Origin of the sequence: Thalassospira marina, assembly GCF_002844375.1 — a bacterium.
GTDB classification, from domain to species: domain Bacteria; phylum Pseudomonadota; class Alphaproteobacteria; order Rhodospirillales; family Thalassospiraceae; genus Thalassospira; species Thalassospira marina.
Genome location: NZ_CP024200.1, coordinates 316,341 through 338,420, shown reverse-complemented (window position 1 = coordinate 338,420; position 22,080 = coordinate 316,341). Strand labels below are relative to the sequence as shown.

At 55.4% G+C, this 22,080-nt stretch carries 1 protein-coding gene; it reads right to left on the bottom strand.

Going from position 1 to position 22,080, the window contains the following annotated elements:
* Positions 1-13: 13 nt before the first annotated feature.
* The gene (locus CSC3H3_RS21705) at positions 14-20,908 is read right to left on the bottom strand and encodes a hypothetical protein (protein ID WP_425444989.1); all 20,895 of its coding nucleotides are present in this window, start codon (positions 20,906-20,908) and stop codon (positions 14-16) included.
* Positions 20,909-22,080: the final 1,172 nt, after the last annotated feature.

Here is a 22,080-nt window from a genome sequence, read left to right as displayed (position 1 = left end):
GCCACTTCACCCTTTACTGGTCCTGTTCGTCAGACCCGTTACCATTGCCGGTGCCGCTATCGGCGTTTGGATCGGTCTGGCCGGTTGTGGTCCCCGCTCCAATCGCCCCTGCGCCACCCGTTGTACCCGCAGCAGCCCCACCAGCACCATTCGCCCCGTTAGCACCGCTTGTACCAGTCGTGCCGGTTGAACCTGTGGTACCCGTCGTGCCAGCCGGCGTATTACCTGCCGCGCCTGCCACGCCTGCCGTGCCCGGTGTTACCGTGTTTGTCGGTGCTGCCGGTGTGTTCGCCGGTGTATTCGCTACTGGTGTTGTCCCTGATCCGGTTGTTGATGCCGGTGTCGCCGGGGACAGATTACCAACCGAAAGGCTCGGCTGGAAGACTGCATTCTGGAAGCCGCCATTATTGCTCGGCGTGCTGCCCTGCCCGGTAACAATGGCACTGCCACCCCCGCCAGTTGCCGGGCGGCCAAGGCCAACAACGCTACCCGATGCGACGGTGATGTTCCCCGGTACGTTATTGGTGGTTGTTGTCGTGGTGGTTTGTGCCGGGGTTGTCGCTGTATTGGTGGTCGGGCGCGGCGTTTCCGTCGGCGTGGTTGCGGTGATGCGGCCAATGCGGTCTTCCGGGTCGTCAATCACGATTGGCCCGTGGAAGATGCTGTCATCCATGGTGACGATACGGGTATCAACCGGCAGGTTGAAATCGGTATCATCGAACGACAGTTCGTTGAAATAGGTATTATTATCAAACAGTTGCAGCTCGTATCCCAGGCGGATCTTCTGGGTCACGTTATCCATCAGCATTTTTGCAAATGGCAGCGACATGATCATGTCACCGGTAATCTGCCCTGTCACGATACGGGTTTTAACGCTCTGCACATCAAATACCGCCTTGTTGGTCCGCAACAGATCAAACTGGATCTTTTTCGGTGCGCTGATATTGGCATTTACCGTCTGTGCCAGGCTGCCATTCAGCCCCGTCACCTTCATCAGCAACTGTTCGCTATTAACGTAGTTTTCCAGCTTGGTCAGGGAAATATGCTGGGCTTCCATGACCGTGCTTTCACCCAGGCTGCCTTTTTCAATATCCAGGCGGCCATCGTTGCCTTCAACATACAGGTCAGCATTGCGCGATGTCAGGTTCTCGATCTGGATATCCTGGCCACTGGCACGCATGTCGATCTTTTCGGGTGCCGAAATCGTGCCGATATCGCTGCTGCCATTACGAATGGCCAGGGCGATTTCGGCATTATCATTGCTGCCACCCTTTGCCGTTCCGGCAATTACGCGATCCGCGCTCAGATCACCGCTAACCTCGGCCATGTAAATGCCATCGCGGGCCTGCAGGGTGGTGTAACGGCGCTTGGTGGCAAACTGGTCACGGGCGACCACAATTTCGCTGCCATCCTGTGCCGTGGTTTCCACTTCAAAGCGATCGGATGCCGATGTGCCAATGGTGCCACCCTCGGCGATCATTGCCACCGTATCCCCCTTCAGCACGGCGGTTGTCAGCTGTACCGACCCGTTACCGTGATCAACAAAGGCATTTGATTCAACAATCGAATTGCCCGCCACGATATCGATATGGTTGGTCGCGCTGATTTCACCCAGCGAAATGGTCCCCGAAATCGACCGCAGCGAAATACCGATCATGCGGGTCACACCGTCATAGGATGCGCCACTTGTACCGGCACCGGTACGCAATGTTGCAATCCGCATATCCTGTGCCGATGTCAGCGACACACGCCCATCGCCACCGTCAATTTCCGACCCGTCATTCTGCACGATCTTGCCGGTGGTCGCAGTAATATCAATGCTGCCCGACGCTTCCGAAATCACATCGGATTCCGGATTGTTCAGGGTCACATCCTTATGCGCCAGCAGGGTAATCGAACCATCCTTGGTACGAATGAAATCATTCGCCAGAATGGATCCATTATACGCCGTAACGGTGATATTGGCGGTGTTGGTGCGAACCTGATCAAGGGTCACTTCATTTCCGGCTTTCAGGGTGACATTACCCGTACCACCATCAATCGTGCTTTCATCTTCCTGATAAAAATCACCCGCCGTTGCGGTGATCGTCACATCACCCGAACCAGTCGAGGTTACATCCGCTTCACCATTAAACAGCGTCACATTCTGTGCTGCCGTAATGCCAATATTGGCGATGCTGGTGGTGATGAAGTCTTTCGCCGTGACCGAACCGTTCTGCGCCGTGATGACGATATCGGCACCAGCGGTTTTAACCTGATCCAGAGTCTGGCTGTCACCTGCCGTCAGCGTAACCTTGTCGCTACCACCGTCGATGGTTGAACCATCGGCCTGGGTGATATCGCCCTTGGTGGCGATGATGGTAACTGCACCGGTACCGCTCGACGTAACGTCGGACAGGCCATTGGTGAAGGACACATCATTGTCACCGGAAATCTCAATCGCGGCATCGGAGGTTTTAATGAAGTCATTGGCAACAACATCACCGCCCTGTGCCGTGACCTTGATCGCTGCGGTCGTCGTCTGGACCTGATCGAGCGTGACTTTCTTGCCTGCAGTAAGGGTTACTTTGCCCGTACCGCCGTCAATGGTGCTTTCATCTTCCTGATAAAGATCACCCGCCGTGGCGGTGATGGTTACATCACCCGAACCGGTCGAGGTGACATCCGCTTCAGCATTAAACAGCGCCACATTCTGTGCTGCCGTAATGCCGATATTGGCATTGCTGGTGGTGATGAAGTCTTTCGCCGTGACCGAACCGTTCTGCGCCGTGATGACGATATCTGCACCAGCGGTTTTAACCTGATCCAGCGTCTGGCTATCACCTGCTGTCAGTGTGACCTTGTCGCTGCCACCGTCGATGGTCGAGCCATCGGCCTGCGTGATATCACCCTTGGTGGCAATGATCGTTACCGCACCGGTGCCCGACGACGTGACGTCAGACAGGCCATTGGTGAAGGACACATCATTGTCGCCGGTAATCTCAATCGTAGCGTCGGAGGTTTTGAGGAAGTCATTGGCAACAACGTCGCCGCCCTGTGCTGTAACCTTGATCACTGAAGTCGTCGTCTGGACCTGATCAAGCGTAACCTTTTTGCCTGCCGTCAGGGTGACTTTACCCGTGCCACCATCAATGGTGCTGTCGTTCTCTTGATAGAGATCACCCGCCGTGGCAGTGATGGTTACATCACCCGAACCAGTCGAGGTCACATCCGCTTCATCATTAAACAGCGTCACATTCTGTGCTGCCGTAATGCCGATATTGGCATTGCTGGTCGTGATGAAGTCTTTCGCGGTGACAGAGCCGTTCTGCGCCGTGATGACGATATCTGCACCAGCGGTTTTAACCTGATCCAGCGTCTGGCTATCACCCGCCGTCAACGTGACCTTGTCGCTACCACCGTCGATGGTGGAGCCATTGGCCTGCGTGATGTTACCCGCCGTGGCGATGATTTCGACTTCACCACTTCCCGTCGAGACAACATCGGCTTCCTCATTATCAAAACCGACATTTTGGGCCGCAGTGATACCAATTTTGGCCGCACTGGTGGTGATGAAGTCTTTCGCCGTGACCGAACCAGTCTGTGCGGTAATTGCGATATCCGCTCCAGCGGTTTGAACCTGATCGAGTGTCAGGCTATCACCAGCTGTCAGCGTGACCTTATCGCTACCTCCGTCGATGGTTGAACCGTCGGCCTGGGTGATATTGCCCTTGGTGGCAATGATTTCGACTTCACCGCTTCCCGTCGAGACAACATCGGCTTCCTCATTGTCAAAACCAACACTTTGGGCCGCAGTAACACTAATCTTGGCGCCGCTGGTGGTGATAAAGTCTTTCGCTGTGACAGAACCAGTCTGTGCGGTAATCGCAATATCGGCACCAGTGGTTTTGACCTGATCCAGCGTCTGGCTAGCACCCGCCGTCAACATGACCTTGTCGCTACCACCGTCGATGGTCGAACCGTCGGCCTGCGTGATATCACCCTTGGTGGCAATGATCGTTACCGCACCGGTTCCCGACGACGTGACGTCAGAAAGGCCATTGGTGAAGGACACATCATTATCGCCGGTAATCTCAATCGCGGCGTCAGTGGTTTTGATGAAATCATTGGCAACAACGTCGCCACCTTGCGCCGTAATGGCAATGGCTGAAGTCGTCGTCAGAACCTGATCAAGCGTGACTTTGTTGCCTGCTGTCAGGGTAACCTTGCCCGTACCGCCATCAATGGTGCTGTCATTCTCTTGGAAGAGATCACCCGCTGTTGCCGTGATGCTCACATCACCCGAACCAGTCGAGGTCACATCTGCTTCGCCATTAAACAGCGTCACATTCTGTGCGCCCGTAATGTCGATATTGGCATTGCTGGTGGTGATGAAGTCTTTCGCGGTGACCGAGCCAGTTTGTGCGGTAATTGCGATATCCGCACCAGTGGATTGAACTTGATCGAGTGTCAGGCTATCACCCGCCGTCGACGTGACCTTGTCGCTACCACCGTCGATGGTCGAACCGTCGGCCTGGGTGATATTGCCCTTGGTCGCAATGATCGTTACCGCACCGGTGCCCGATGACGTGACGTCAGACAGCAGGTTGGTAAAGGAAACATCATTATCGCCGGTAATCTCAATCGCGGCATCGGAGGTTTTGATGAAATCATTGGCAACAACGTCGCCACCTTGCGCCGTAATGGCAATGGCTGAAGTCGTCGTCTGGACCTGATCAAGCGTAACCTTTTTGCCTGCCGTCAGGGTAACTTTGCCGGTGCCACCATCAATGGTGCTGGCATTCTCCTGATAGAGATCACCCGCCGTGGCGGTGATGCTCACATCACCCGAACCGGTCGATGCGACATCCGCTTCATCATTAAACAGCGTCACATTCTGTGCAGCCGTAATGCCGATATTGGCATTGCTGGTGGTGATGAAGTCTTTCGCGGTGACAGAGCCGTTCTGCGCCGTGATGACGATATCTGCACCAGCTGTTTGAACCTGATCGAGTGTCAGGCTATCTCCTGCCGTCAGTGTGACCTTGTCGCTGCCACCGTCGATGGTTGATCCATCGGCCTGAGTAATATCACCCTTGGTAGCAATAATGGTAACTACACCGGTGCCCGACGACGTAACGTCAGACAGGCCATTGGTAAAGGAAACATCATTGTCGCCGGTAATCTCAATCGCGGCATCCGACGTTTTAATGAAGTCATTGGCGACAACTTCGCTGCCTTGCGCCGTAACCTTGATCGCCGAGGTCGTCGTCTGGACCTGGTCAAGCGTGACCTTGTTGCCTGCCGTCAGGGTGACTTTGCCAGTGCCACCATCAATGGTGCTTTCATCTTCCTGATAAAGATCACCCGCCGTGGCGGTGATCGTTACATCACCCGAACCGGTCGAAGTTACATTCGCTTCACCATTAAACAGCGTCACGTTCTGTGCTGCCGTAATGCCGATATTGGCATTGCTGGTGGTGATGAAGTCTTTCGCCGTAACCGAGCCAGTCTGTGCGGTAATCGCAATATCGGCACCAGTGGTTTTGACCTGATCCAGCGTCTGGCTATCACCCGCCGTCAACGTAACCTTGTCGCTACCACCGTCGATGGTTGAACCATCGGCCTGCGTGATATCGCCCTTGGTCGCAATGATCGTTACCGCACCGGTGCCCGACGACGTAACGTCAGAGAGGCCATTGGTGAAGGACACATCATTGTCGCCGGTAATATCAATCGTGGCATCGGAGGTTTTGATGAAGTCATTGGCAACAACGTCACCGTCCTGTGCCGTAATGGCAATGGCCGAGGTCGTCGTCTGGACCTGATCGAGCGTAACCTTTTTGCCTGCGGTCAGGGTAACTTTGCCAGTGCCACCATCAATCGTGCTTTCATCTTCCTGATATAGATCACCCGCCGTTGCCGTGATGCTCACATCACCCGAACCAGTCGAGGTCACATCCGCTTCATCATTAAACAGCGTCACATTCTGTGCTGCTGTAATGCCGATATTAGCATTGCTGGTGGTGATGAAATCCTTCGCCGTGACAGAACCAGTCTGCGCGGTAATTACGATATCCGCACCAACGGTTTTGACCTGATCCAGCGTCTGGCTAGCACCCGCCGTCAACGTGACCTTGTCGCTACCACCATCGATGGTCGAGCCATCGGCCTGGGTAATATTGCCAGCCGTGGCGATGATTTCAATTTCACCGCTTCCCGTCGAGACAACATCGGCTTCCTCATTATCAAAACCGACATTTTGGGCCGCAGTGATACCAATCTTGGCAGCACTGGTGGTGATGAAATCCTTCGCCGTGACAGAGCCAGTCTGCGCGGTAATTGCGATATCCGCACCAGTGGTTTTGACCTGATCAAGCGTCTGGCTATCACCCGCCGTCAGTGTGACTTTGTCGCTGCCACCGTCGATGGTTGAACCATCGGCCTGGGTGATATTGCCAGCCGTGGCGATGATTTCGACTTCACCGCTGCCTGTCGAGACAACATCGGCTTCCTCATTATCAAAACCAATATTTTGGGCCGCCGTGATACCAATTTTGGCAGCACTGGTGGAGATGAAATCCTTCGCCGTGACCGAGCCAGTCTGTGCAGTGATCGCAATTTCCGCACCAGTGGTTTGAACCTGATCGAGTGTCAGGCTGTCACCCGCCGTCAATATGACATTGTCACTGCCACCGTCGATGGTTGAACCGTCGGCCTGCGTGATATTGCCCTTGGTGGCAATGATTTCGACTTCACCGCTACCCGTCGAGACAACATCGGCTTCCTCATTGTCAAAACCAACATTCTGTTCAGCCGAGATACCAACCCTGGCGTTGCTGGTGGTGATGAAATCCTTCGCGGTGACAGAACCGGTTTGGGCGACAAGCGTGATTGCAGCGCCGCTGGTTTTCACCTGATCAAGGATCAGGCTGGCTTGTGCGGTTAGACCGACCGTCCCCGAACCGCCATCGATGGTGGAACCATTTATCTGCGTGATATTGCCCGCAAGGGCCGAGAGCACCACACCGCCATTACCTGTCGCTGAAATATCAGCAGCGGCAGCAGCAAAATCGATGCTGGTCGCAGATGTGATGGAAATGGCAGCACCGCCGGAAATGGTATTATTGATAACAACTTTGCCATTTTCAGCCTTGGCAGTGATGTTACCTGCCGTACTGCTGAGCTGATCAATGGTCAGGTCCTGCCTGGCGGTAAGGTCCACCTTGCCCGCACCACCATCAACCAGGGTTTGCGACGCCATGAGGATGTCGCCATTCTGGGCGGTCAGCATGACATTACCGGCATTTTGCGAGGTCACACTGGTCAGCGCGCCATCAAGACGCAGATCATTGCTGGCGAGCAGATCGATATTACTGCCATCAGTTGAGATGCTGGCGGCAATTTTGATGTCGTGAGCGTTCTTGGCGTTCAGATAGATCGTGCCCGATGTCGCCGTAATCCCACCCTTGCCACTGGCAAGGGAAATATCGCCGTCATTGATGATGGAAATACCGGAATCTGCCACAAGCGCGGTGTTTTGGGCAATGCGATTAATGGTCAGATTGCCATTATTTTCGAGCTGTAATTTACCATTGCTGATTTTGACGTCATCAAGCGTCCCAACATTGGTATGCAACAGAACATTGCCACCGGCATCAAGATTAAGAGCCGCCGACATGATGCTATCAGCTGCCTGATCGGTAATGGTGCCACCGGTGGTTTTAAGCGTGACAGCGTCAAGACCGGTGATTCTGCCAATAGCAAGCGAATTCGCGGCTGCGACCTCGACCGCACCATTGGCCGCCTGTTGGCTGATGGTGCCAACCTTAAGCGATGCCGCATCCGAAAGCCGGATCGCCCCGGCCGTGGTGTTGGTGGCATCAACCGTATCAATACTGGTTTCAAGCGCATTTGCCGCACCGATACCATTCGCCGCAGACAAGGTAACAATCGCACCGTCAGCATTGGCTTCGATATCGATACCGCTGTCACCGCTATCGGTGATGGCACCATTGGCGCTGGTGATTTTGATCGCATCCGACGTGGCGTTTGTTGTGACAACACGGGCAATACCAATGTCGCCATCTGCCTGCAGGCTGATGGTACCATCAACAGCATCAATCACGGCGCCGTCAGCCTGGCTAATGAAACCGCCATTCTGCCCGGCCTTGGCTGCAAGCAGGGTGATCGCGCCTTCCGGGGCACCCAATGCCAGGCTGCCCGTTCCCGTCATGCTGATATTTTTATCAGCAATAAGCGAGATCAGGGTGCTTTCGCTGGTAACAGCGCCCTGTATCGCAATCGACCCGCCAGATTGTGCGGTAAGCGCGATGGTACCTTTCGAGGTGAAGGCACCTGAAACAGTCAGATCTCCCTGGCTGGTGATTTCGCTTGCCGTCGCACTTTCGATATTCCCGCCCGACAGAACAAGGGTGCCCTTGTCCTCGATCAGGATTTTGCCGCTTTCGCTGTTGGCAAGAGAGAGGCGACGGACATTGGTATCAAGTGCGTTGGCACGGCCAATGCCTTCATCCGAAATCAGGGTGACAAGGCCAGTACCGCTGGTGCTGGTGATATCATCGTCGGTGTCACCGCCATCAATGATATGGCCGTCAGCATCAATCGAAATTGCGTTGTCCGTGGCGTTGCTGGTGATCAATGACGCCAGGGTAACATCGCTGCCCGCCGTGATCGTGATGGTCCCTGCCCCGGCATTGATGGATGCACCATCCGTCTGGGTAAATTTGCTGCCGGTTGCGGTAACGGAAACATTGCCGCCGCCCGACGTAACGGAAGCATCAGCGAGCATGACGATATCGCCAGCCGAGCTGTAGCTTTGATTATTGCCGTTGCTGTTAACGGTGTCACGAAGCGTGATGCCGTTGTCAGCACTGACATCGAACACGCCTTTGACATTGACGATACCAAGCGCGATCGAGCGGCCTGGCCCGGAAATATAGGCCCCGCCATCATTTGTGGTCAGCGTCAAGCTGCCCGAAACGCTGCTGATACCCACATCAAGCGCACCGCCGGTCCCACTGCTGCCAATACCCTTGGAGGCCGAAAGCGTGACTGACTGGGCAACGATATCGGCGATATTGTCGCTGGCACCATCAAGGATGCTGCCATCATCGGCGGTCAGATTGACGTTGTGGCTGGAGAAAATGCCATCGACATAAATATTGCCGCTGCGTTCGTGAATGTAAATGTCATCTGCTGCGCGCGCGGTCAGCAGGCTGGTGCCGGTCTGGTCAATGACGATGGGCGCATCGGCGGTCCCGATATGGCCGTCACTGGCCTCAAAGATCATCCGGTCGCCTTCAAAGTTGGCGGCATCGCCAGCCCGGCCATCGGTGATGGAACCGGCAATTTTGACGCGGATTTCCTTGCCCGAAGCATTAAAGACGTTGATGTCACTTTCCGAGCCAAGGAAGATATCGCCACCGGCTTTGATGGTGGTGGTTCCCTTGGCGTCGATGTCGAAATCTTCGCGCTGAACGATTGTCAGGGTGTGGTTGGTATCATCACGGATGATATCGTCACGTTCAGCCGCGGCCATCGCCACCTTGACGTCATCGGTCAGTTCGTTGGACTTGGTCAGGTCAAGAACGATATCGCCCTTGTGGCTGCCCATGCTGCCCGACACATCAATCGAGACATTTCGCGCCGAAACGTTGGCGGTTTCAACCACGGTGGTGGTGTCCGTCGTTTCCTTGAAGGCAAAGGACGGCAGCAGGTTGGTCAGTTCATTTTGCGTCCATTTGTAACCATCGGTTACGGCTGCAATTTCATCGGACGTTGCGCTATAGGTGAAGCCTGCATCATAGGTGGCATCACCAAATTTCTTGAAAGCCGTCTGGTAACGTTCCGTTTGCCGGTCAGCATAGGCCTGGATTTTTTCATCATCAAGGCCGGCATCAATCAGGCTTGCACGTTCGGTATCGCTAACGGTGTAGGTAAAGTCAGCATTGGCGGCATCAGCAACATAATCGCCGTTACCGTCCTTTTTAAGATTCCGCATCGAGAAGTAATCGTCATAAAGCGATTCCTGCTCGGTCTCATAGGCTTTGACCTGCGCATCCTTTTTGGCGTCGGCATCCGCCCCCATCAGATCAAGGCTGTCAAACAGGTCAAGCAGCTGCTGGGTAGTGTCGGTGTCTTCGGTTTCGTCAATATTGCCGTCAATCAGGCTGCCAGTACTGACCTTGATCGAAACATCGCCGACCGTTTCGATCCGGTTGACGATCAGATCACCTGATGTTTCCTCGACATTGATATCACCACGTGCGGCCTTGGCCGTCAGTTTACCGCCATTGGCGGCATCGGTATCCACCCGAAGAACGCCATCACTGGTGCCGATACGCCCGTTTCGCGCCACGAGTTCGATATCGCGGCCTTTGATAACGCCATTGCCCGAGGTGATAATATCAAAATCTGCACGCAGGCCGATGGAGCCACTGCCCGCATTCAAACCGCTAAGAACAAGGCTGCCGCCCGGGGCATCAAGATAGATGTTTTTACCCGATGATACCGAAACAACGTCACCCTGTTTCTGGATGAGGTTAAGGTAGTTATCCGCCCGGCCGACAGAACCGCTTGTTGCCGACAGCGTCAGATTGCCCGACTGAACAGCACCACCATCGCTGTAAATATCACCCAGTTGCGAGGTCAGGGTTGTCGCACCACCGACATTGCTGAGATTGCCGCCAAGCGCAATGCTGCCCTTGGAGGTGACATCAACCTTGCCCTGGTCATAGCCGATGAAGTTGATGCTGATCGGCTTATCTGCCGCAACCGAGTGGTAATAATAGGTGTTGGTACCGGTTTCGGTAATGGTGGTACGGGTGAATTCATAAGTCCGCGAGAAACACACAAACCAGGCGCAGTCACTGCCCCAGCTGCGTTCAGAATCACCCTGATAGATCTGGCGGTTCGAGGTGGTTTCATCGGCGGAATTAAAGGTGTAGTCCGCAAGACCGGAATGCTGGGCGACATAATCGCCTGACGGCAGTTCTGCTTCGCTAAGCTGCTGTTCCTTTGGATAGCCCGAAACCAGGTTTGAATCCGTAAAGGAGCGTTCGGAAATCGGAATGAAGCCAAACAGGCTTTTCTGCTGCTTTTTATACTGCTTTTCTGTCTGGGTGGTGGTCGATTTACCCGCCATCCAGTAATAGCGCATATCTTCCTGCATGCTATAGGACGTCGAGCGGGAATTATCCGTCGTCGAAACAAGCGTGGTCGCCTGCGAGCTATCGAGGTTGATATTGCTATATTGGGTTATGTCATCGCCAAGGCGTTCATAACGGGTAACAAGTGCCAGGCCCTTGCCGTTATTCTTGCTTTTGTCGATCAGCGTGATCTGGCCTTCGATACCACCGGTATCGACATCATCCAGGCGCACGGTGCTGGTGGAATTATTGACGATGTTGATCTGGCCATAGCCATCAATCACGTTGATTTTGCCGTTCCCGGTTGAAACCAGACGGCCGCTCAGAAGAACCGTTCCGCCTTCAACCTTGGCATCAAGAATACGGATTTCACCCGTTACACGGTCCAGTTCGGCGCGGATACCCCCCACGCCAACGCGGCCCGAACCCATGGTGATGCCAACATTTTTAACCTCGACATAGCGCGCACCAGAATTAGCGCCCGCGATATAAGCGGCATCAACATCCGACTGGTTAATAACGATCTGCTTATCGGCAATGCCTGATTGGATCACACCATTGATATTGATGGTATCGGCATTGATGAAGACATTGTTCGCCGCAATGGTCGAGCTGGAATCATCAACCGCCTGGCTGACATTATTGGCGGAACCACTGGTAGCAGACCCGCTTTCATATTGGCTGACAAGCGACGAAAAACCGGCATCGGGATGGGCACCGATATTGAGCAGGGTATCAGGGGAATCAAAGACGAAATCACCACCCGTTGAGATTTCGACAGTCGCGCCGCGCATGCTGGCGACCGAATAGATCGAACCCTTGCTGCTGCTGACCTTGATCAGGCCGTTAATATTGTTGATCTGACCGGCAAGGATAACATCGGGTGCCGCGATATCGAGCTTGTTCCCCGGGTTATAGACGCCAGATGCCGGATCAAAGTTGTTTTCAATAATGATTTGCGGTTCATCAGAAGAAACGGAACTGACCATTTCCATCGATGCCGTACCAACCGCATCGGTATTGCGGGCATTGATATCCGTCGCCGTCAGCACCGACTGACCGTTAAACAGAATATTGCCACCCAGTTCATCGGGGATGGTCATTTCCGTAATACGGATCGGCATGGGCGAATTGTTGATGATCTTGATTTCGGCATCGCCCGGGCTGTTGATTTTGCCCGAACCAACAACGTAATCCGAAAACAGTTCGACATTGCCGGTTGCGGCTTCGGTCGGGTCAATCTGGATAACGTCGACATAGCTGTCAGATTTACGGCTGGCAATCGCCGCCCGCAGAATGGTCAGGCGGGCATTGATATCGCTTTTGATCTGCTGGCTGTTGGCATCAGACGAGCTGCCATACCGCAGAAGAACGTTTTCCAGGCGCGAAACTTCAGCCTGCAGGCTTTGTCCAAGATTCTGGTCGGCAAGGATGCTAAAGCCCATGCCTTCGCTGATTTCTTCCGGGGTGAAAACCTTGATGATTTTCGGAACCGAAGGGTTATCGGGGTCCTGAACCGCAAGAACCCACTGGTTATTTTCCGTATCGTAGCTGGGATAATAACGGACCATATTGCCGTTGGCATCGGCAACATAGGAACTGAAATCGGTGCCAAAGGTGATGTAGCGTTTATTGCGGATACCGGTCCGCAATTCGCCGTCCACAGTGATGCCGCCAACGCCTTCGTTCTTGCTGGTGCCGCCCACAACTTCAAGCGAACCTTCGGTATCACCACCAAAAACTTCGCCAATGGCTTCCAGTGCCTTTTTGGCAAGGTCGGTTGCCCGGCCCACGCCATTGGCAAACAGGTGGCCTTCGGTTGCCTGAACACGCAGATCCTTCGCCGATGCGACCAGCGCACCCGACGCAATGGTGACATTGCTGTTATGGGTGGCTTTGGCATCCGCCGTGGGCGGGGTGGGAATGGAAATGGCGGTTTTGTTAAACAGGCGCGTATCGGCCTTGCTTTCAATAATGCCAAGGCCGGTTGCATCGGCACCAGCATAAATTTCAACTTCACCAACACCGATCAGGTTGGTAGACGACCCAACAGTCACCGCATCATTGGCGGTAACTGTTGCCTTGGAAACACCCCCGGCAGCACCGGCAAAACCATAGGTAACGGAACGTGCACGCGCGCTCATCGTGGCGTCACTTCGTGCGGCAATAACCAGGTCACCGGCCTGGGTTTCAAAATTGGCATTACTGCCCATTGAAACATTGCTGCCGATATTCGCCGTTTGAATGGTAGTGGCAATTGGCGCGCTGATCAGACCACCGCTGTCAAAACTTGCTTCGTCATCGACGGTAACTTTGGTCAGGGCCTGAACCGAGGCACCGCCCTGATCGGCGGATGTGCCGTAAACGTAAATGTTGGAATTTGCGCCAATGCCAATATTTGTTGCCGCATTCATGGTGCCGCTGGAAACACCAACAGCCATGTTAAACCCGCCACCCTGGCTGGTTTTAAAGTTGGAATCCGATACCAGATCCTTGCTAAGCTGGTTTAGCGCCAGCAACGACAATTGATGGGTTTTAAGCCCAGTTTTCGCGCCAAAGCCCGCCCAGACATTGCTGGTGCCATCGACAATCAGCGCACCGGCAGCAGCCTGTGCCAAGGCCGCACCGGTGGTATCTATTTTGCCGTCATATTTGCCATTGGAGGTGGCGGTGATGGTTGTTGTGCCATCCGCCCGCAGGGTGGTCAGCGATGAGCTGTCAAGGGTGCCTGCCTGAACCGTGCTGTTCAGGTCAACATCGGTCAAACCGGCCTGGGCAACGCCAACGCCACCCGCACCCGAAACCGTATCGCCATAAACATGTTCTTCACCAAGCGAGGTGATCGAAAGGTCTGCCATGGTGGTGGCGGTTGTACCGGCACCAAGCAGGGCTTTGGAGGTAGTATCGGCATCGACAACAGCACTATGCGCGCCAAGGGCAATCGCCCCGGCGGTCACACCAATGGCGCGGCCTTCGGCGGCAGCTGCGTTGTGCGCGTAGACGGAAATGCCGTGGTCGGCAACGGCGGTGGTCACATTGTTTTCATCGGTCTGGGTGCGTTCAATACCCAGAAGCTTTGCATTGCTGCCCGTTGATGCCGAAACATCAACATTCATGGTGGTCACGGCCGAAGAACCCGCCGCACCAACCAGAAGCCCGCCGCTGCCCGCGATGGCCTTGGAATCCACGTTATTACCGGCAGATGCCTTAAGCATCTCCGCCTTCAGCGAAATGCTGTCTGCGGTGATGCTGGCATTGTTATCAACCAGCGTGATGATATTGCGATCCAGCAATGCCTGCGAAAGTGAAACACCCAGGCTGTAACCTGCACTAAGCGCGGCACCAACTGCCTCCGAGCTGACATCGGGCTGGTCAATCGCGGAAACAACAACGTCACCGTCACTATAAATAATCGCGCCAGAACCGACCTTGGCCGTTGTATCGCCATCCAGGTCCACCGTGGCACTGGCACCGGCACCCGTCCCAACAAGGCCAAGGGCCGCACCAACGGAATAGGCATCAAAGCTGCCGCCATTGGTGGCACTTAGGGTAATGTCGCTGGCAGGATCGGCCTTGGTACCAAGTTTGGCATTGGCACCGATTTCAGATTTTACATCATCATCGGATTTTGTAACCGCCACCGAAATACCCGCTGCGGCAAAGCCCGCCGCCCCGGCAATTGCGCGCGTTTGCCCACCCGAAGTATTTTTCGAGGTGATCAAAATCGCATCATCAGCCAGAAGACTGGCACCACTGCCAATCAGGGACTGGGTGGTGGTGGAACGATCCAGAACAGCAATGGTTGCACTGACACCAACAGCCCCGGCCGACGCGCCATAGGCTTCGGCAATCGAACGGTCGGTTTTGTCCTTCAGGTCAGACGAAATCGTAATCGTGTTACCGGCATCAAGATCGGCATTCTGGCCGACCAATGCCTGGGCCGTAGTACCCATGCTGGCAACCGCGACCCAGCCACCAACACCAACGGTGCCAACGGCGGCACCCCCGGCAAAGGCGCGAACGCGGCTGGCATCATTTGCCTTGATGTTAATATCGCCGCCCGCCTTGATGGTGGCATTGTTATCAACAACCGCTGAAACACCATCGTCATAGCTGACATTGTCAGAACTAAGCGGTGCCATGACATTCTGGGTTTTGGATTTGGCCGTGGTGCGGTCGCTATTGGCATCACCCGCCTTGGAATGTGCCAGTGCCCCCGCATCGGAAGTGGAAAGATCCGCACTGCGATCCTTCCCGGCCTCGGCATTTACCTGGCTGCTGATGCTGCCATTATCCGATGTCAGCTGGTCCGTACCGCGGCTGTCTGCATCGCCCCCAAGAACGGCAATGGCAACGGAACCGGCGACACCCGCACTTAGCCCGCCAGCAGCAGCGATGCCGGTTGCGGAAATGTCTTTTTCCGCGCTGGCAGTAACAGAAACATCATCCTTTGCCGTGACCTGCGTGTTTGCACCAATGCGTGCGGTGGTGGCGTTGCGCGCCACGGCAATGTCCATGCCAAAGCCAATACCGGCCACCCCGCCAATGGCACCAGCACCCGCTGCCCCACCGACGGTCAGGCTGTTTGTGGCCGACACATTAACGGCCTGGTCATCAGCACCTGTCACCGTCGTCTGGTTGATTTTTGCGCCATCGCCAATTTCGGCCAGGGTTTGCACCGTTGCGGTACGCACGCTGATTGCACCCTGAATGGCCAACCCGGCCGATGCCCCACCGGCAACGTTATATTGCATCAGGTTTTGAATGGAATTGGCACTGACATCAATAATACCGTCCGAATTGATAACGGCGTTTTTGCCAATACGGGCAGTGATTTCAGAAGACGAAACCGCCACACCAATCGAGCCACCCGCAGCCGTAACACCCGCGACAGACGCCGAACCAATGGTCTGGTTAAAGTCACTGGTTTCCTTGGCGCTGACCGTCAGATCATCGCCATTGGTAACCGTTGTGCCATCGGCAATTTCGGAAAGAACGGTGTTATCAACCACATCAACACCAACCGACAGGTTGGCACCGGCCACAGCACTTGCCGCGCCATTGGCCGTGATGCTGGAAAGGTCCTGATCCGATACCGCCGAAACAACGATATCGTCCTTCGCCGTTACCGTGCCGCCCATACGCGCGGTCAGGGTTTTGGAAATAACGTTGGTGGCTGCCGCCGCACTAACCGCCGGGCCAGAACCGGTAACCGCCGCCGTAACCGGCACGGTTGACAGGTCGGTGCTGTCATAGGCCGCGACCAAAACATCCTGCGCACTGGATGCACCGGTATTAATCGCGTTGATCGTTGCTGCGCCAATTTCAGCCTTGGTTGTACCGGCAATGACGTTAACCGATGCCACGCCCGAAAGCGCACCAGCCGCACTGGCCCCCGCACTGATCGGCAATGCCGTTACATCCTGATCCGAACGGGCCACCACGGCCAGGCCGCTAATGGTGGATGTGTTGCGTGTCAGTGTTGAACGGTCAACATCAACGGCAGAAACCTTAAGGGTGCTGTCGTCTTCGTTGGTCTGGGTGGTTTCGGCAAGGGCAACTTCGTTGGTTTCTGCACGTGTACCGCCGTCGGCCGCAATAGAAATCGCCGTGCCATTGCCCAAAACATTCAATATCGCATCATCGGCAATGGTGGCTTCGGTTGTCGCCGAAATGGTGTTAACCGAAACAACACCACCAAGGGCCGCCCCGCCCACGGCAACGGATGTTGAAATATCGTCCAGTTCAACGTCGTTCAGGGCCTGAACACGCATATTGCCGTTGGCATTGACACTGGCCCCTTCAAGCACGCGCGCCGCCGTGTCCGACACAACGGTATTAACCGCCGCCGTGCCACCGGCACCCACGGCACCGCCCTGCACACTGACCGTTACTGCAACGATATTATCATCCGAATTGGCATCAACCGTCACATTGCGGTTGGCATCAACCTTGGCGTCCTCGCCAATCCAGGCGTGGGTTTCCTTGGCAATGGTGGTGACGTTGGCCGCCGCACCAATACCCACAATCGCCCCGCCTGCAGCCCCGCTAACGGTAATGACATTGCTGTCGCTTTTGGCATCCAGAATAACATCCTGGCTATCGCCCGCCGTAAAGTCATCATCCTGGTTTACCAGGGCATCATCGCCGATATAGGCCGACGCATCGGACAGAAGGGTGGTAATCGCAACCGACCCGTTAATGGCAGTATAAAGCGCACCACCGCCTGCCGCAGCAGCGTTAATGACGTTATCGTGGCTGGCAGCCTTGATTGAAATGGCATTAACGGCATCAACCGCCGCCTGGCTGGCAATATAGGATTGTGCCGAACTATCAACCGTGGTGATGGTAATGCCACCGCCAACCGAAACACCACCACTACCGGCAACAGCGAGGGTTCCGGCAATAACCTTGGAGGTATCGGACGAATTGATATCAATGGTCGAACCGGAATAAACCGTTGCGCCCTGGCCAACAAATGCCTTGGTATCATTACGCGATGCTTCGGCCGTTGCGTCGAAATCATCAGTGATCTGGGTTTTGCTGCGTTGCGCAGCAGCGGCATCGTTTGCTGCCTTGGCTTCGTCGCGATCACCAAGGGCATTGCCGATCAGATTTTTATTGGTCGCATCGTCAGCGGCGGACCAGGTATTGCCTTCATTTTCGCTATCATTGCTGGAAAGGCGGGATTTGGCATCGTCATCAACAATGCCCCCCAGGAATGCAACCGTCAGCGCACCGGCAACACCAACCTGCCCGCCTGCGGCACCAGCGACGCCAAGCTGCAACAACTGTTTTTCCGATGTGGCATTCAGGGAAATGCTGTCATGGGCCGAAACCTGGCTTCCGGCACCGATAAAGGCATTGGCGTTATTACGCAAAATAACCACGTCTGCCGCCGCGCCAATACCGGCAACACCACCACCGCCAAGGCCCCCCGTTACGCTAACCAGTCGCACAAAGCTTTCGGCATCAATGTCGACATTCTGACCGGTAATGGAATAATCACTGTTCTGGTTTACCTTACCTGCTGCATAGGCCTGTGTGGTCGAGGTATGCACACCCACACGCACCGAACCGGCCACACCGGCACTGCCGCCACCGGCACCGGCGACAACGGCGGCATATTCTTCTTCATGGCCGCTGGCGGCAATTTTGGTTTTGCCTTTGGCATTGGTTTGGGCGTGGGTATCGGTATAGGCCTTGGTGGTATTATCCAGCACTGAAACACCCAGCGCGCCGCCGACACCGGCAGATCCACCCGCACTGATTTGCCCGGCAACCTGGATAAAGGTTGTGTCGGTATCGGCATCAATCGACAGATCACCGCCGGTATTTACCAGGCCATTAATATAGGCCAGCGTGGTATTGGATGCGACCAGCACCGAAAGCGATGCCCCCACACCTGCATTGCCGGCCGCGGCAATATTGGCGGCAACCGAAATGGCATGGGTCGCCTGATCGGCAGCAACCAATATATCATCAGCCGAGGTAACGACCGCACCCTGCCCGATATAGGCGCTGGTGGTTTTGCTGAGCGTCAAGCTGTCAATCGCACCGCCAATGGCGTTGCCGCCACCTACGGCAACACCACCCGCCACATCAAGTGACAGGGTATCGCCCTGGGCCTGCAGGGTAACGGTTTGTGCCGCCCCCGCTGTGCCGCTTGCCTGGTTGATTTTCGCACCGTCATCAATATAGGCCTTGGTAGTATCGGAAACGACACCAACAGCAACCGCACCGGCAACGGCATTACCGCCACCGGCGGCACCCGTTGCGGCGAAATTGGCAATATCCTGGTCAGAATAGGCCGTAACCGACAGCCCCTTACGGTTTTCCGTCGTCAGGGTTTTCTTGAAGGCACCGTCTTTAAGATCATCAATCGATGATGAATTCAGCGCCAGGGCACCATCGGACGTTGATTGCAGCTTGCTGCCCGCGCTATCGGTATCCAGATCGGAATAGCCGCCAAACAAAGCACTAGAAAGGGTGACACCACCCGTCATCACATCCAGGCCCGATGCGGAATTACCAAAGGCCGTGACATTGGCGTTACGGCCAATATAGGCGGTCGTTTCACCAATAAAGGTGGTTACGCCAAGCGATGCACCACCGGCGTTGCCACCGCCGCCCGCACCCGAGCCAGTAATAACAAGCGCATCGGTTTCATCGCTGGCATGAATGGCGATATTGCCGGTGCTGGTAACGGTTGCGCGCGAAACGCTATCACCATCATTTTCGTCACGTTCGCCGATAACAGCGGTGGTTGTATTATCAACCAGCGCCAGCGCGCCCGAGCCGGTAATGGCAGTACCACCGGTCAATGCAACACCCAGCGACAGGGCGGTGATATTCTGTTCGCTATTGGCGGTCACGACGATGTTGGTATCGGCCTTTGCCGTACCATTCAGGACCGCACGGGTGGTTTTGGCAATGGCGTTGCTGGCCAGCACACCGCCAACACCGGTGCCCGACCCAAAGGCCCCCGCCCCCATGATATTGCCAATATCGGTTTTATCCCTGGCGGTAACGGAAATGCTGCGCGTGCCTGCTGCATTTGCCGCATTTAGCGATGCATCATTGCCAATGGTGGCCGATGTATCGCTTTTAACCGTATTGGCACCCAGGGTAATGGCAACCGTTGTGCCCCCGGTGGATCCTGCCGCACTGACCGTGGCCGAGGAAATATCCTCGCTGGCATTGGCATCAACTTCAATGGCATTGGCCGCCGAAACATTGGCGGAATCCCCAATCGATGCAGCGGTTTTTGCCAAAATAAGGTTGGTTGCCAGCCCAGCCCCCACGCCCGTCTGGCCGCTAAAGGCAATACCACCAACAAAGGTACTGATGCCCGTAGCACTGGTGGCACCCACGCTGGCACCCTTGGCCGACGAAATGGTCGATTTTGCCGCAACATCGGCAATCGCTTCGGTCTGGATGACATTAATGCCAACCGCACCCCCAACAGCCGTGCCATTTACCCCGCCTGCACCGGCAACCACGATCGACCCAAGGTCCTGTTCGGCCTTGGCACTGATGGCCACATCCCCTGTCGAGGTCAGGCTGGCACCGGTGGTGGCACCCGACGTCCCCAACCGTGCCGTAACCGTATCGGACAGAACCATGGCATTAAGCGTAATGCCAACACCGGTCTGCTTGGAAACGGCAATGGCACCGCCCAGGGTGCGGGCATTCTGGCGGTTTTCGGCGGTCAGGGTAATATCATCGGCGCTGATCGTGGCCGATTTGGCAATTTCAGCCGACGTTTCGTTTTGCGTAACCGTAACCGAGAACGAACCGGAAAGGGCTGTATTACCTGTCGAGGCAGCACCGGCGAGTGCTTCGGTGTAATAGTTCGACGTCTGGAAAACCGAGGTCGGGTTAAGCAGGGAATAATCCCCGTCAAAACCAAAACTGCTTTCGGACTGACGCAGGTTTTTCGCCGAAACCATCACATCGCCGGTGGTGGTGATTTTGGCACCTTCATCAACCAGGGCCTTGTTGGTATTGCCCGCATTGATCAGCGCGAATGTCGCACCAACGGCGGTTCTGGCCTGTGCCCCGACACTGACGCTGGCGGCAAGCGCACGCGACACAATGTGGTTTTTCTCGCTTGACGTCACCTGGACCGCACCGGTTGACGTCACATCAACATTTTTGCCAAGGGTGGCACTGCTGTCATTGTCGGTGTTGATCACGCTAAGCGCGCCGGCAACACCCAATTTCTTGGCACCGGCACCGGCGATGGCCTCGGCCATCAGTTTATTGGCAAAATCATCGGCCTGATTTTGCGTGGATTGCGCGGTAACATTGACCCCGGTCGAGCCGGAAATTGTGGTGTAATCACCCAGCTTGGCCGTGGTTTCGTGGTTGGTTGCAGTTACGGCAACACCCACGGCAATACCGGTATCAGACAGAACGGCTGCACCCGTACCGCGCGTTTGCGCGTTAGCATCATTTTTCGAGGTAACATCAATCGTACTGTCGGAAGACAGGGTCTTTGTGCTGTCGGATGCACCATCATCGATGGTGGCAATGCTTTTGCGGCTATTGACGCCAACACCAACAGCTGCGGCAATGCTTACGGATTTCCCGCTTTTGGAACTATCGGACTTGCCGCTTTCATCGACCGAACTGGTCTTGTTATTGCCGGAATCCTTTTGATCAGCCAGGACCTGCGCGCTGCGGGGCTTTTTATCGCCACCTTCTTCATCGCCAAAGTCACCTGCCAGCAACATTTCATCTGTCGCATCGACGAATTTGTTTTTGTAGCCCTCCAGAATGGTCCCGCGCGCGGTTGCCAGCGCCAGGGTAATATCTTTTGAAAGGGCGGTCGAAGTAACGCTTAGCGCGCCTTTCGCAGTCACCGAACGGCCAAGCGATGCCTTGGTTGTGCTGCTGGTAATACCCAGCGCAAGCGATGCACCAGCAGCGGCTTTTTCACCGGCGGCTTCACCATCGGCCTGAACCAGCACTTCGGACGTGGAATCAGCACTGATGGTTACTTTGCCATCCGACGTCAACGCAACGTCGTCAGTGCCAACACGGCTTTCGGTCATTTCATTGGTAACGGCAATCGCCACCGCAGCATCAAGCGAATAGGCCGACGTTTCGCTTTTTTCTTCCAGATTAAGAAGGTCAGCCGATGGCGCACTCGCGGCCTCGGCATGGGTGGTGTGTTCCAGCCCCGACGTGGCCGAAACCGAAACGTCCCCCGCTGTCGTCGCGCTTAACGTTGCACCATTACTGATGCGCGCACGGGTCGTGGTGTTATCGACCGTGATGGCAAAAGATGCACCAACGCCAAGTTTGCCGCTGCTACCACCCGAACCGCTATCGCCCGAACCGGCATCCCCACTGCCAGAACCACTATCGCCTGACCCACTGCCGCTATCCGCCTTGCTTTCCTCGATCTTGTCGCCAACCGAGG